General features: G+C 66.7%; 11 protein-coding genes and 1 tRNA gene. 8 read left to right on the top strand and 4 right to left on the bottom strand.

Annotated elements, in window-relative coordinates; genetic code table 11:
• The first annotated feature begins 33 nt into the window (after positions 1 to 33).
• The 3 genes from ACWZHB_RS29465 to ACWZHB_RS29475 are packed head-to-tail and all read left to right on the top strand — an operon-like array spanning position 34 to position 4,386.
• Positions 34 to 1,863, top strand: coding sequence for an ABC transporter ATP-binding protein (locus tag ACWZHB_RS29465; protein WP_427905011.1), 1,830 nt, complete (start codon positions 34 to 36; stop codon positions 1,861 to 1,863).
• The gene (locus ACWZHB_RS29470) at positions 1,860 to 3,719 is read left to right on the top strand and encodes an ABC transporter ATP-binding protein (protein ID WP_427905012.1); all 1,860 of its coding nucleotides are present in this window, start codon (positions 1,860 to 1,862) and stop codon (positions 3,717 to 3,719) included. Before ACWZHB_RS29465 ends, ACWZHB_RS29470 begins: the two co-directional genes overlap by 4 nt.
• A 49-nt stretch (positions 3,720 to 3,768) precedes the next feature.
• Complete coding sequence (locus ACWZHB_RS29475; RefSeq protein WP_427905013.1) at positions 3,769 to 4,386, top strand: putative glycolipid-binding domain-containing protein; 618 nt, start codon at positions 3,769 to 3,771, stop codon at positions 4,384 to 4,386.
• A 128-nt stretch (positions 4,387 to 4,514) separates the two neighbouring features.
• Here ACWZHB_RS29475 and ACWZHB_RS29480 read toward each other — a convergent pair whose 3' ends face one another.
• Positions 4,515 to 5,462 (bottom strand): prephenate dehydrogenase, encoded by a 948-nt coding sequence (locus ACWZHB_RS29480; protein WP_427905014.1) that lies wholly within the window; start codon positions 5,460 to 5,462, stop codon positions 4,515 to 4,517.
• 58 nt (positions 5,463 to 5,520) lie between these two features.
• Here ACWZHB_RS29480 and ACWZHB_RS29485 point away from each other — a divergent pair, with 58 nt between their 5' ends.
• From ACWZHB_RS29485 to ACWZHB_RS29495, 3 genes are all read left to right on the top strand, one after another.
• Positions 5,521 to 6,060, top strand: a complete 540-nt coding sequence (locus ACWZHB_RS29485; RefSeq protein WP_427905015.1) for a tRNA adenosine deaminase-associated protein — start codon at positions 5,521 to 5,523, stop codon at positions 6,058 to 6,060.
• Positions 6,061 to 6,086: 26 nt separating this feature from the next.
• Entirely contained in the window at positions 6,087 to 6,521 is a 435-nt protein-coding gene (locus ACWZHB_RS29490) for a nucleoside deaminase (RefSeq protein WP_427909348.1), read from the top strand.
• A 46-nt stretch (positions 6,522 to 6,567) separates the two neighbouring features.
• Positions 6,568 to 6,658 (top strand) — tRNA-Ser (locus ACWZHB_RS29495).
• 16 nt (positions 6,659 to 6,674) lie between these two features.
• Here the strand turns inward: ACWZHB_RS29495 and ACWZHB_RS29500 are convergent.
• Complete coding sequence (locus ACWZHB_RS29500; RefSeq protein ID WP_427905016.1) at positions 6,675 to 7,643, bottom strand: helix-turn-helix domain-containing protein; 969 nt, start codon at positions 7,641 to 7,643, stop codon at positions 6,675 to 6,677.
• 360 nt (positions 7,644 to 8,003) lie between these two features.
• Between ACWZHB_RS29500 and ACWZHB_RS29505 the strand changes: the two genes are divergently transcribed.
• A complete protein-coding gene (locus ACWZHB_RS29505; protein ID WP_427905017.1) occupies positions 8,004 to 8,195 on the top strand; it encodes a hypothetical protein in 192 nt (63 codons plus the stop codon).
• A gap of 40 nt (positions 8,196 to 8,235) precedes the next feature.
• On the opposite strand, the gene ACWZHB_RS29510 is transcribed toward ACWZHB_RS29505, so the two are convergent.
• Both ACWZHB_RS29510 and ACWZHB_RS29515 read right to left on the bottom strand, forming a co-directional pair.
• A complete protein-coding gene (locus ACWZHB_RS29510; RefSeq protein WP_427905018.1) occupies positions 8,236 to 10,530 on the bottom strand; it encodes an MMPL family transporter in 2,295 nt (764 codons plus the stop codon).
• A 175-nt stretch (positions 10,531 to 10,705) separates the two neighbouring features.
• Positions 10,706 to 13,000: an MMPL family transporter gene (locus tag ACWZHB_RS29515; protein WP_427905019.1), complete on the bottom strand. Its 2,295-nt coding sequence runs from the start codon at positions 12,998 to 13,000 to the stop codon at positions 10,706 to 10,708.
• A gap of 200 nt (positions 13,001 to 13,200) precedes the next feature.
• Between ACWZHB_RS29515 and ACWZHB_RS29520 the strand changes: the two genes are divergently transcribed.
• Positions 13,201 to 13,794, top strand: coding sequence for a TetR/AcrR family transcriptional regulator (locus ACWZHB_RS29520; RefSeq protein WP_427905020.1), 594 nt, complete (start codon positions 13,201 to 13,203; stop codon positions 13,792 to 13,794).
• Positions 13,795 to 13,798: the final 4 nt, after the last annotated feature.

A 13,798-nucleotide genomic window follows, 5' to 3' on the forward strand; every position in this document is an offset into this window, starting at 1 on the left:
ACCAACCAGCCGACCGGGCATCAAGGGGGAGTTTTGTCTGTCACATCAGAGCTGGCGGCCGCCGAATCGGAGGCCGACAGATCGGCGCGGCCCGCGCCGCGGCCGAGTGGGGGAATGCGGTCGCTGCGGCGATTCCTGCCCTTTCTCCGGCCGTACCGAGTGCCGCTGCTGCTGGCGAACGTGCTGGCGATCGTCACCTCGAGCACAGCGATCGCGATCCCGCTGGTCATCGCGCGGGTGGTGGACGGGCCGATCGCGCGGCGGGATTTCGTCGGTCTGCTGGCGCCGGTCGCGCTGATCTTTCTGCTCGGCTCGCTCGAGTCCTTCGGGATGTGGGGCAGGCGCTGGCTGGTGTCCAAGCCGTCGACGATGTTCGAAATCACGATGCGCGCCAAGCTCTTCACGCGACTGCAGGCACTCTCGATCGGCCGCCACGATGGCTGGCAGTCGGGTCAGCTGCTCTCGCGCGCCATCGATGATCTGTCGGTGATGCGGCGGTTCGTCGCGTTCGCCGGCCCGTTCCTGATCGTCAACAGCGTGATCATGCCCACCGGGCTGATCGTGTTGTTCGCGATGAATTGGCAAGTGGGACTGATGTTCACGGTGACATCGCTGCCGTTGACGCTGTTCTGCGCCCGCTTCGTCCGCAGATTCGAGGTGGCCTCGCGGCGCTCACAGGACCAGTCCGGCGACCTGGCCACCATCGCCCAGGAGTCCGCGCAGGGCGTGCGGGTGCTCAAGGCGCTGGGCCGTGGCCGGTTCTTCGGTGCGCGATTCACTGCCCTGTCCCGGGAACTGCAGCGCACCGAAATGGTGAAGGTGCGCCTCGACGCCACGCTGTGGGCGGCGTTGGTCACCTTGCCGACCGTGTCGATCGCGGTGTCGCTCGGCGTGGGTGGTTACTCGGTGGTGCACGGGTCGATGACGATGGGCACGCTCGTCGCGAGCATCACGCTGGCCACGTTTCTGCAGTGGCCGATCATCTGGCTCGGGTTCCTGTTGTCGGAGTTGTTCGAGGCGCGCACCGCGGCCGATCGCTTCTGGGAGATCATCGACACTCCACTCGACATCACCGACCCACCGCACCCGGCCGAACTCCCGGCCGCGCTGCACGGGGAGCTGGTCATCGACCGGGTCCGCTTCGCCTATCCGCGATCCGATGACGGTCCGGAAAACACCGTGCTGGAAGAGATCTCGCTGCGGATCCGACCGGGGGAGACGGTCGCGCTCGTCGGGGCGACGGGCAGCGGCAAGACCGCGCTACTCGAGCTGATTCCCCGGCTCTACGACGTCAGCGGCGGCACCATCACCATCGACGGTGTCGATATCGCCACCCTGCGGCTGGCCGAGTTGCGCCGGGTGGTGACGGTGGCCTTCGAGGAACCGGTGCTGTTCTCCGCGAGCGTGCGGGAGAACGTCGCACTGGGCGACGCGCGCGCCACCGACGCCGATGTGCGGCAGGCGCTCGATATCGCTCAGGCGGGCGAATTCGTCGACGCGCTGCCGTGGGGGCTCGACACCCGCATCGGCGAGCAGGGCATGAGTCTGTCCGGCGGACAGCGTCAGCGTCTGGCCCTGGCCAGGGCCGTGCTCACCGGCGACACCGAAGCGCGCGGCCGGATCATGGTCCTCGACGATCCGCTCTCCGCGCTGGATGTGGAAACCGAAGAGCGCGTGCAGGATCGGCTGCGCGCTGTCCTGTCCGGGGCGACCACACTGTTGGTCGCGCACCGGCCGTCCACCGCGGCGCTGGCCGATCGTGTCGCCCTGCTCGCCGACGGGCGCATCGTCGCCGAGGGCACTCACGAGAAATTGCTGCGGACGAGCAGCCACTACCGCGAACTGATGGGAGGTGAAGCATGAGCACCGAGACTGTGACGCCGGCAAAGGCGGTACCGGAGGAGAAGTCCGATCTGGCGGCCGACTGGCGCGGCATCGCCAAAGAGGACGACACCGTCACCGGCACCGGAAATCTGGTGCTTGCCGGGCGATCTCGGCGATTGCTCATCGACCTGGTGCGGCCATACCGCAAACAGGCGATCCTCACCTTCATCCTGATCCTGGTAGACAACGCCGCCAAGGTCTCGCTGCCGCTGTTCATCGCCTATGGGCTCGACCACGGCATAAACGAAGGCCGCCAAGGTAATTGGACGCCGATGATCGCGACGGTAGCCGGTTTCGTCGCGGTGACGTTGTTGTCGGGACTCACCACGTTCGCCTTCCTCCGCGCGTCCGGGTCGCTGAGTCAGCGCGTGCTGTTCGACTTGCGGGTGCGTGCGTTCCGGCACACACAGCGGTTGAGCGTGTCGTTTCACGAGAAGTACACCTCGGGCAAGGTCGTCACACGACTCACCAGCGATATCGAAGCCCTGCAGGAGCTGCTCGAAGGGGCGCTGAATCAGGCACTGAGCGCGGTGATCTCGGTCGTGACCATCGCGGCGCTGCTGATCTGGCTGGATCCGCTGCTCGCCTCGATCGTGCTGATCGGGTTCGTGCCGCTGGTGCTGGTCACCCGGTGGGCGCAGCGGCGTCAGCGGGCCGGGTACCGGCGTACGCGCGGTGCGATCTCGCGGGTGGTCGTGCAGTTCGTCGAATCGATGAGCGGCATGCGCGCGGTGCAGGCGTTCCGTCGCGAACACCGCAACCAGGAGGTGCTCGGCGTCGAGGACTCGACGTACCAGCAGGCGACGACCACCGCGGTCCGTGGCATGGGCGACTACGTCGGGCTGTCCAATTTCATCGGCAAGCTCACCACGGTGATCGTGCTGCTGGTCGGCGCCTGGCAGGTGATGGAGGGCAACCTCGCGATCGGTGTGCTCGCCGCGTACCTGCTCTACCTCGACCAGTTCTACGGTCCGCTCGACGAACTCGCGCAGGTGTTCAACTCCTACCAGTCCGCGGCGGCGGCGCTGGAGAAGATCTCCGGTGTGCTCGAGGAGGAACCGGCCGTCGCCGAACCCGAACACCCGGTCGCCCTCGAGCGGGCGACCGGTGCGGTGCGGATGGACAAGGTCTGGTTCGGCTACAACGACACCTCGGTGCTGCCGGAATTCGATCTTGAGATCCCTGCCGGACAGGTGGTGGCGCTGGTCGGTGCCACCGGCGCGGGCAAGTCGACCTTGGCGAAACTGCTCACCCGGTTCTACGACCCGAGCGGTGGCGTCATCACGCTCGACAAGGTGGACCTGCGCGACCTGGTCGATGCCGAGCTGCGCAGGCATGTCGTGATGATCACGCAGGAGGCCTACCTGTTCTCCGGCACCATCGCCGACAACATCCGGCTCGGCAGGCCCGACGCGACCGACGCCGAGGTCGCCGCGGCCGCGCGTGCGGTGGGTTTGGACGCGTTCGTCGGCGGACTCCCCGACGGGTATGCCACCGACGTGCGGACTCGCGGTGGCAGGCTGTCGGCGGGGCAGCGTCAGCTGGTGGCGTTCGCGCGGGTGTTCCTGGCCGATCCGGCGGTGATCGTCCTCGACGAGGCCACCTCCAGCCTGGATATCCCCGGTGAGCGGCTGGTTCAGCACGCGCTGGAAACGCTGCTGCGCGACCGCACGGCCGTGATCATCGCGCACCGGCTGTCCACCGTGGCCATTGCCGACCGGGTGCTGGTGCTCGACGGTGGCCGGATCGTGGAAGACGGCGCACCGGCCGAGCTGATCGCGGGCCAGGGGCGCTTCGCCGGATTGCACGCCGCCTGGCGGGATTCGCTGGTGTGATGCAGCGGTGTTGTACAGCGCTGGGGCTGGTGTCGCTTACCGTAGAGAGGTGACGACCCCAGCCCCGGGCCCGGCCGACGGCCCCACCGAGATCAGACCGGCCTCCCGGTGGCCTGCGGTGCTCACCTGGCGTGCCCACGACAACAGCCGGATGGAGTCGGTGCGGGTGACGGTGAACGGCAATCGGATCAGGGCCGCCGGCCGGATGATCGGCTGTGCCGGCGACGAGCACCCGGCATTCAGCGCGTCGTACGACCTGGTCACCGACGAAGCGGGCGCTACCAGGCGGCTGTCGCTGCGCACCACCACCGCGGCCGGTGAACGCCATGCCTCGATCTCGCGCGACGAGGAGAACTACTGGCTCGTCGACGCGGGCGGTACCCACGTGCGCTCCACCTTCGGCGGCGCCCTCGACGTCGACGTGGTGCTGAGCCCGTTCTTCAACACCCTGCCGATTCGCCGCTTCAGCCTCCAGCACGCCGTCGGTGACGTCCAGGTTCCGGTCGTCTACGTGCGACTACCCGACCTGCTGGTGCAGGAAGCCGAGCTCACCTACTCGAGCGCGGCCGACGGCATCAATGTTTTGTCCCCGGTCTCGAGCGCCACTCTGACGGTCGACCCGGAAGGTTTCGTCCTCGACTATCCGGGATTGGCCGAACGCGCCTGACCTGCGTGCTCGCCCGCATCGCTGCGGAGTCGCGGAGCCATCGTTGCCTGCCACCTCACGCCTGAGAGGGATGACATGGCCGTGCCAAGCGACGAGGCTGGTGGGATGAAAACGCAAGACGCCGGCACTCAGAGTGCGCGGAGTACTCCACCGTCGCGACCCGCGCGATGTAGTTCGCCGAGCCAGCCGTCGGTACCGGGCGTGATGCCGGTGATGTCCCAGGTCGCGCGGTTGTCGTAGGCGGTACGGCCGCGGTAACCCGCCTCGACGAGTTGGCCGAGATCGCCGTCCGAACGCAGGCAATCGCGGGCAGTGACGAGGGTCTCGATCGCCTCGTCGAGCACCCGTTCCAGCGCGCTCGCGTTCGGTTCGCAGATGGCGCGAACGAGATCGGGCGCGGTGCCCGCGACGCGGGTTCCGTCGCGGAACGAACCCGCTGCCAGGCCGAGCGCCAGCTTTCCGCCCGCGGCACCCGAGGCTGCCAGCGCTTCGGCCAGCACATGCGGCAGATGCGAGATCCGCGCGACGGCCTGATCGTGTTCGCCGGCGAGCACCGGAACCACCACCGACCCGCAATCCAACGCGAGTCGCACCACCCGCGACCACGGTCGCACTCCGGTGCCCTCGTCGACGCCCACGGCCCACACCGCATTACGGAAAAGTGTGGAATCTGTTGCAGCCCAACCAGATTCGGCCGTCCCGGTCATCGGATGCCCACCCACGTACAAGGCCTCGAGTCCATGCTTGCGCACCGCGTCGAGCACCGGCCCCTTCACGCTCACCACATCGGTCAGCGGGCAGCCGGGCGCTATCGCGGCGATGTCGGCGAGCAGGTGTTCGACCGCGGGCATCGGCACCGCGATCACCAGCAGCGCGTCCACCTCGGCGGCCCGGCGCAACACCGCGGACAGGTCGCCCGACACATCGAATCCGTCCAGACGCGCCGCGGAAACTCCGGATTCGGAGCGGTTGTACCCGAACGCCGCGTACCCCGACGCGACGGCGGCGCGCAGCAATGAACCGCCGATCAGGCCGGTCCCGAGGACGCAAACAGCCCCACGCTGGTCGATATTCATCCGAACAGATTGGCACACGAGTTCATCATTAGGGGTGGGACAGACTACCGTTTGGTCCATGGCAGCACAGCGCTCGGGCACGAACAGGGCGACGTCGGATGACGACTTCGACGTCGAAGGGTTCGCAGTGGCCGTGGTCCGCGAAGAAGGCACGTGGCGGGTCAGCCCGCTGAGCTCGGATGCGTTGCACGATCTCTCGGCCGCCGAGACCGAACTGAAGGCTTTGCGCAGCTCAGGTGCGGTGTTCGGCCTGATCGACGTCGACGACGAGTTCTTCATCGTCTTGCGGCCGGCGCCGAGCGGCACCCGCCTGCTCGTCTCCGACGCCACCGCGGCGATCGACTACGACATCGCCGCCGACGTGCTCGACGCGCTCAATGTCGAGATCCCCGACATCGACCCCGACGACCTCGACGACGTCGAACCGTGGGAAGAGGGCGACCTCGGCGTCCTGGCCGACCTCGGCCTCCCCGAACCGGTCCTCAGCGTGATCATCGCCGAAACCGACCTCTACCCCGACGAGCAGCTGGGCATGATCGCCCAGCGCCTCGGTTTCGCCGACGAATTCGCCGCGGTGCTGGACAAATTGCCCAGGTGACCGTCGAAGCGGTGTCCGATCAGGACATGATGCGCGCCGCGATAGCGGCCGCAGCCGACGCCGACCCGCGCGATGTGCCGGTCGGCGCCGTCGTCTTCGACGCGCAGGGCCGCGAACTGGCCCGCGCCACCAATGCCAGGGAAGCCCTCGGCGACCCCACCGCCCACGCCGAAGTGCTCGCCCTGCGCGCAGCCGCGGCAGTGCGCGGTGACGGCTGGCGTCTCGAAGGCGCGACCCTGGCTGTCACCCTCGAACCGTGCACCATGTGCGCGGGCGCGCTGGTGCTGGCTCGCGTCGGCAAGGTCGTCTTCGGTGCTTGGGAACCCAAAACCGGTGCCGTCGGCTCCCTCTGGGACGTGGTCCGCGACCGCCGCCTCAACCACCGTCCCGAAGTCCGCGGCGGCATTCTCGAACAGGACTGCGCGGCACTGCTCGACACCTTCTTCAAAAACCAACGCTGACCAGCCGATTTAACAATCCCCCACCCATTCCGGTACCGTAGTCGGCGGTGGCGTGTCCGAGCGGCCTAAGGAGCACGCCTCGAAAGCGTGTGAGGGGTAACCCCCCTCCGAGGGTTCAAATCCCTCCGCCACCGCCACGAGCCCCTCACTTGTTCACGCAGGTGGGGGGCTTTTTCTTGTCTGGAAAGAGCGGCGGTAGGACGACGGTGAGGTGCGGACTGCCCGGGTGAAGTGGTGGCGGAAGGTGACCGGGGTGGCGAAACCTGATGCGGTGGCGATCTCCTCGATCGGGGCGTCGCCGGTTTCGAGCATGGCCAGGGCGGCTTGGATGCGTTGGGCGATCAGCCATTTGCTCGGCGTCACGCCGGTTTCGCGGACGAAATGGCGTAGGTAGGTGCGCGGTGACAGGCCCGCGACTCTGGCCAGGTCGGGGATGCCGATCGGGTCGGCGAGGTGTTCGAGGGCCCAGGAGAGACTGCGGGCGATGGGGGCGTCTAGGGGCTCGGGTGGCATGGGGGATTCGATGTATTGGGCTTGGCCGCCGGCGCGATGGGGCTGGATGACGAGGCGGCGGGCGACCGCGTTGGCGACGGCGGAGCCGAGGTCGTTGCGGACCAGGTGAAGTGCGAGGTCGAGGCCGGCGGCGCAGCCGGCGCTGGTCAGGATGTCGCCCTCGTCGGTGTAGAGGGGTTCGGGGTCGACCTCGACCAAGGGGTAGCGCTCGCGCAGCAGGTCGGCGTAGCGCCAGTGGGTGGTGGCTCGGCGGCCGTCGAGTAGACCCGCGGCGGCGAGCGCGAAGGCGCCCGAGCAGATCGACACGATCCGGGAGCCGTTGCGGTGTGCCGAGCGAAGCGCGTCGATCAGCTCCGGCGAGGTCTGCGCGCGCGGGTCGGCGACGCTCGGGACGACGACCGTATCGGCGGCGGCGAATTCCGCGAGACCGTACGGGCTGGTCATGGTGGCGCCACCGATCACCCGGATCGGGTCGGGCGTTTCGGTGCAGATCTTCAGCTCGTACCACGGCTCGTCGATATCGGGCCAGGTCAGGCCGAAGACTTCGATCACGATGCCGGTTTCGAACGCCGTCATCCCGTCGTATGCCAGCACGGAGACAGAACTCATGTCTAAATCTTAGCGATAGTCGTCATCTATGCCACTTCTCCCGGTGACGCGGAAGTCAGACCATGGAGATATGTTGAAGCAGCTGAAGGACTTCGCCATCGGAATCCACACCGCCAACGCGATCAGGCACGGCATCCGCCCGCCTGCCGCGGCTCGGCCGGAAAGCCGGAAGCCACAGTGCGGGAGAGCGCGGACCACCCGGTAGCGGCACGATCTGTCGTCGGGTATTCACCTCGTCCGACCTGCGGTGTATTCCTCGCGTAATAGACTGGGTTACACCGAATCCGGGAAGGAACGATGATTATGCGCGGGCGACAGCCGCCACCCGCGAAGTCCGGGATCGGGCTCGGGGGAAAACTTATGGTTCTGGTCGTGCTCGGCTGGATCGCCGTCGGGTTGCTCGCTGCTGGTCAGCGGCACCACTTCGCTCACCTGCCCAAACAATGCGCGGAATGGGCGACCATCGCGGTCACCGCCGCGGCGGGGCCCGCGAACTACATCGGGCTCAATCCGCGCGTCACCGAATGTCAAGTGCCGCAGCCGAGTCAGTAGCGAAATGGCCGGGGAACCAGAGCTCCCCGGCCATCGCTGCTCAGCCTTGCGGTAGTGGCGCGTCGACCTTCCGTTGTTCGGCCTGGACCTCGCGCAGCCGCGAGCCCTCGATGTCGATATCGGGGACGATGCGCTCGAGCCACTTCGGCATCCACCACGCCCATTTGCCCAGCAGCACAAGCAAAGCGGGAATGAGCACCATCCGGACGACGAACGCGTCCAAGGCCACGCCTGCCGCCAGCGCGAAGCCCATCGACTTGGCTGTGACATCGGATTCCAGCAGGAACGAACCGAACACCGAGATCATGATGATCGCCGCCGAGGTCACCACGCGCGCACCGTGGTGATAGCCCTTGATCACCGCCTCGGTGGGATCGGCGCCGTGCACGTACTCCTCGCGCATGCGGGTCACCAGGAACACCTGATAGTCCATCGCCAGGCCGAACACCAAGCCGATCAACATGATCGGCAGGAAGCTGACCAGCGGATGGGGATCCTGGATCAGCCCGAACTTGCCCTCCTGGAAGATCAGCACGGTCGCACCGAAGGTCGCGGCCATCGACAACAGGAAGCCCAGCGCCGCGGTGAGCGGAACCAGAATCGAGCGGAACACCAGGATCAGCAGGATGAATGCCGCACCGGCCACGATAGCCATGTACGGGACGATCTTGCTGAGCAGCACGTGGTCGATATCGGCGTAGATCGCGGTGGTTCCGGTGATGCCGTAGGACATCTTGTACTGCTCGTTCAGATCGGATTCGGCATCGCGCGCCGACTCGACCAGGTCCTTGGTCGACTGGGCGTTGGGGCCGGTCTTGGGGATGCCGTTGATCAGCGCGCCCGCACCGTCCTCGCTCATCTGCGGATCGGTGACCAGCTCCATGTCGGGATAGGACTGCAGCTTCGCGCGCAAGGCGTCGAGCGCCGCCGGACGCTGGTCGGCCGGGGTTTCGCTGAGGTCTACGGCCACCTGGAGCACGCCGTTGCTGCCCTCGCCGAAACCCTCGGTGCGCAGGTCATAGGCCTTACGAACGGTCGTCGACTTGGGCAGGCTGTCCTCGCCGGGCAGCCCGAGGTTCAGGTTCAGCGCCGGTGCGGCGAGCAGGCCGAGCACCACGATGGCCAGGAGCATCGTGATCGCGGGGAACTTGGCGATCACCCTGGCCACGCGGGTGCCGTTGGTGACGACACTGTCGTCCTCGGGATCGTGCTGGGCGATCAGCGGCAGCTTCGGCTTGAACAGTGCCTTGCCGAATGCACCGAGCAGCGCCGGCATCAGCGTGATGGCGGTGAGCACGGCGAACGCGGCCGCGATGGCGCCACCCAGACCCATGAACGTCAGGAACCTGACCCCGACGATGCTCAGCCCGACCAGCGCGATGATGACGGTGAGCCCGGCGAACACCACCGCCGAACCCGCCGTGCCCAGCGCGGTACCGGCCGCTTCCTCGGCGGAATCCTGTACCGCCAGTTCGTGTTTGTACCGCGAGACGATGAACAGCGCGTAGTCGATCGAGAGCGCGATGCCGATCATCGAGGCCAGGAAGGTGGTGAAGCTCGGCACCGACAGCACCGAGGTCGACAGGAAAATCAGCGAAGTCGCCGCGCCGAGCCCGACGATCGCGGTGATGATCGGCACGAACGCGGCCACGATCGCGCCGAACGCCACGATCATCACCACCAGTGCCACGGCCATACCGATCATTTCGGATTTGCCGCTCGGCATCTCCTGTTCCATCGCGATGGTGCCGCTGATCTCGACCGTCAGCCCGGCCGCGCGCGCGGAATCGCCCGCGTTGTAGGCGGCCTCGCGTTCGGTGGCGGTGATGTCGGCGAAGTCGGTGATCGTGAACGGGACGCTGAAGAACGCGACGGTGTCGGGTTCGGTCTTGTTCAGCACGTTCAGTGGTGCGCCACTGCAGGTGGACGGATCGGGTTGCCCGGTGAGGCAGCCCATTTCCTCGGTGGCGGTGATCGGATTCTCGATCGGCTTCGCGTGGTCGACGATGTCGAGTTGCTCCAGGTTGGCGATCAGCCCGTCGAGCGCGGCCCGGTTGGCCGGGTCGGTGAGCTTCTGGCCCGCGGGCGCCCCGACGACGTAGGTGCCGGTCACCGCGTCGAAAGCGAAGGCCTCCGACATGCCGGGGAAGTGCTTGTCGAGGATTTCGGTGGCCCGTTCCGACGGCAGGTTCGGCATGGAGAAGTCGTCGGTCATCGGCTTCTGCAGCGAGGAACCCAGTCCCGCGAGCACCATGAAGAACAGCAACCAGACGGGCAGCACAATCCATTTGCGGCGAAAGGCCAGCTTGCCCCACCGGTAGAGATAGATGGACACGGTTCTTCTCCTCGTGGATCGGTGCAGAGCGCGGATCGGAGGTGTAGCCGGTCGAACTAGCCCTGAGTCTGCTGCCCAGCAACCTCGATATCAAGCACCGTTCCAGCGCGGATGCCGAAACAACACGGCCCCGCAATCCGGTAGCGGATTGCGGGGCCGTGCGGTTTTGTCAGGGTCAGCCGACCGAAACCGGGTGCTTCACCGTGACGGCGCTCTCGGCGCGCAGCTCCTCGAGCTTGGCACCTTCGACGTCGATATCGGGCACGATGCGCTCGAGCCACTTCGGCATCCACCACGCCCACTTGCCCATGATCACCAGCAGCGCGGGGACCACGACCATGCGGACGATGAACGCGTCGATCGCCACACCGGCGGCCAGCGCGAAACCGAACGACTTCGCGGTGACGTCGGTTTCCATGATGAAGGAACCGAACACCGAGATCATGATGATCGCGGCCGAGGTCACCACGCGGGCACCGTGGTGGTACCCGGAGACCATCGCGTCCTTGGGTGATTTACCGTGCACGAATTCCTCGCGCATGCGGGTCACCAGGAACACCTGATAGTCCATCGCCAGGCCGAACACCAAGCCGATCAACATGATCGGCAGGAAGCTGACCAGCGGTTGCGGATCCGAGATCAGGCCGAACGCGCCCTCCTGGAAGATCAGCACCGTCGCACCGAAGGTGGCCGCCATCGACAACAGGAAGCCCAGCGCCGCGGTGAGCGGAACCAGAATCGAGCGGAACACCAGGATCAGCAGGATGAACGCGGCACCGGCCACGATCGCCAGGTACGGCACGATCTTGCTGAGCAGGACGTGGTCGACATCGGCGTAGATGGCGGTGGTGCCGGTGATGCCGTATGCCATACCGTACTGCGCGTTCAGATCCGCTTCCGCGCCACGCGCTTCGGCGACCAGATCCTTGGTGTCCTGGTTGTTCGGGCCCGACTTCGGGACACCGTTGAGCATGGCGCCCTGCTTGTCCTCGCTCCACTGCGGCTCGGTGACGTAATCCATGCCGTCGTAGGAGTCGAGCTTGTCGCGCAGTGCGGTGACCGCGGCCTCACGCTGGCCCTCCGGCGTCGCACTCAGGTCGGCGACGACCATCAGCACGCCGTTGCTGCCTTCACCGAAACCTTCGGTCCGCAGGTCGTAGGCCTTACGGATGGTGGAGGTCTTCGGCATGCTGTCGTCACCGGGCAGGCCGAGGTTCAGGCCGGCGGCGGGTGCGGCGAGCGCGCCCAGCACGACCACCGACAGGACCAACGCGACCCACGGCGCCTTGGCGATCAGCTTGGCGAAGCGCTGGCCGTTGGTGACCGAGGTTTCGTCCTCGGGGTCGTGCTGTGCCACGAGCGGGAGCTTCGGCTTGAACAGGTACTTGCCGAAGGCGCCCATCAGCGCGGGCATCAGGGTGACCGCGGTGAGCACGGCGAACGCGGCGGCGATGGCGCCACCGAGACCCATGAAGGTCAGGAACTCCACGCCGACGATGCCGAGCGCGCCGAGCGCGATGATGACGGTGAGACCGGCGAACACCACGGCCGAACCGGCGGTGCCGAGCGCGGTACCGGCGGCTTCCTCGGCCGAATCACGCACGGCCAGTTCGTGTTTGTACCGGGAGACGATGAACAGCGCGTAGTCGATCGAGAGCGCGATACCGATCATCGAGGCCAGGAAGGTGGTGAAGCTCGGCACTTCCATCACCGAGGTACCCAGCATGATCACCGAGGTCGCGGCACCGAGGCCGACGATCGCGGTGACGATCGGCACGACCGCGGCGACGATGGCGCCGAAGGCCACCACCATCACGATCAGCGCGACCGCCATGCCGATCAGTTCGGACTTGCCGCTCGGCTGTTCCTGCTTCATCGCGATCGAGCCGCTGAGCTCGACGGTGAGACCCGCGTTGCGGGCTTCGGCGCCGACCTCGAAGGCGGCGTCGCGCTCGGCGTCGGTCACGTCGGTGACGGCCTTGATGGTGAACGGGACGCTGAGCACGCCGACGGTGCCGGGTGCGGTCTCGCTCAGCACATTGAGCGGGGCCGACGAGCACTTCGACGGATCGGCGTTGTCGAGGCAGCCCATCTTGTCGGTGAGCTCGATCGGGCTCATCAGCGGCTTCTCGTGATCGACGATGTCGAGTTCGCCGAGCTTGGCGATGAACGCGTCGATCGCGGCGCGGTTGGCCGGGTCGGTCAGCTTCTGACCCGCCGGCGCGCCGATCACGTAGGTGCCGGACACGGCGTCGAACTTGAACTGTTCGGACATGCCGGGGAAGTGCTTGTCGAGGATCTCGTTGGCGCGGGCCGACGGGAGCGAGGGCATGCTGAAGTCGTTGCTCATCGGCTTGGCCAGTGTGGCGCCGAGGCCGCCGAGCAGCACGAACAGCAGTAGCCAGACCGGCAACACGATCCATTTACGGCGGAAAGCGAACTTTCCCCATCGGTACAGGTATACGGACACGCGGGTGCTCCTAGCGCGAAGAACGGGTGGGGGCATGGCTCGTAGACAGCACTCGCGGGCCACCCCTGCGGGACCCGCCTCCACAACATCGTTTTCTGCCTACCGTGCGGTAGGTAGACTACCTAGTGGATAAGTGGAGGAGCAACCTCAATTTTGGGGGCGCCGGATCCGTCACACCGAATCATGGGAGGATTGCCGCCATGCCCGCCCGAGACATCGCCGACGCCGTCACCGCAGGTGGAGGCACTAAACAGGCGATCCGCGACGCCGCGGTTCAGCTTTTCGCCGCCAAAGGTTTCGAGCAGACGAGCCTGCGCGAGGTGGCGGATGTGGTGGGAATCACGAAGGCTTCGCTCTACTACCACTACGCCTCGAAGCTCGATCTGCTCCTCGCGATCATCGACCCGATCATCGATCACATGCGCGACATCGTCGAGGACATCGAGGCCGTCCCCTACGACGACGAGGGTATCCGTGCGGTCCTGCGCACCTATCTGCGCGGCATGATCCGCCACCGCGACGCGGGCGCGCTCTGCGTGCGCGATACGGCGGCCATCGTCAACGCGATCGCCGACCGCTACCCCGATCTGATGGAACCCACCCGTGAGCTGCGGCTGTGGCTGGCCGGGCCCGACCCGTCCCAGGCTTCGATGCTGCGTGCCTCCGCGGCCATCGAGGTGCTCGGGGTGGCGCTGTTGTCGTCGGAACTGGCACCGGGCGCCACCGACGAGCTCGTCGAGAAGACCCTTCTGGACGCGGCCACCTGTGTGCTCACCGCATGCGGCACCGCGTAAGTTC

This window comes from Nocardia sp. FBN12 (assembly GCF_054031145.1).

Excerpts from the sequence above, each read along its gene's own strand:
- ACWZHB_RS29490 (WP_427909348.1), top strand. The coding sequence starts at position 6,087 with ATGATGCGCGCCGCGATAGCGGCCGCAGCCGACGCCGACCCGCGCGAT.
- ACWZHB_RS29485 (WP_427905015.1), top strand. The coding sequence starts at position 5,521 with ATGGCAGCACAGCGCTCGGGCACGAACAGGGCGACGTCGGATGACGAC.
- ACWZHB_RS29480 (WP_427905014.1), bottom strand. The coding sequence starts at position 5,462 with ATGAATATCGACCAGCGTGGGGCTGTTTGCGTCCTCGGGACCGGCCTG.
- ACWZHB_RS29470 (WP_427905012.1), top strand. The coding sequence starts at position 1,860 with ATGAGCACCGAGACTGTGACGCCGGCAAAGGCGGTACCGGAGGAGAAG.
- ACWZHB_RS29505 (WP_427905017.1), top strand. The coding sequence starts at position 8,004 with ATGGTTCTGGTCGTGCTCGGCTGGATCGCCGTCGGGTTGCTCGCTGCT.
- ACWZHB_RS29500 (WP_427905016.1), bottom strand. The coding sequence starts at position 7,643 with ATGAGTTCTGTCTCCGTGCTGGCATACGACGGGATGACGGCGTTCGAA.
- ACWZHB_RS29520 (WP_427905020.1), top strand. The coding sequence starts at position 13,201 with ATGCCCGCCCGAGACATCGCCGACGCCGTCACCGCAGGTGGAGGCACT.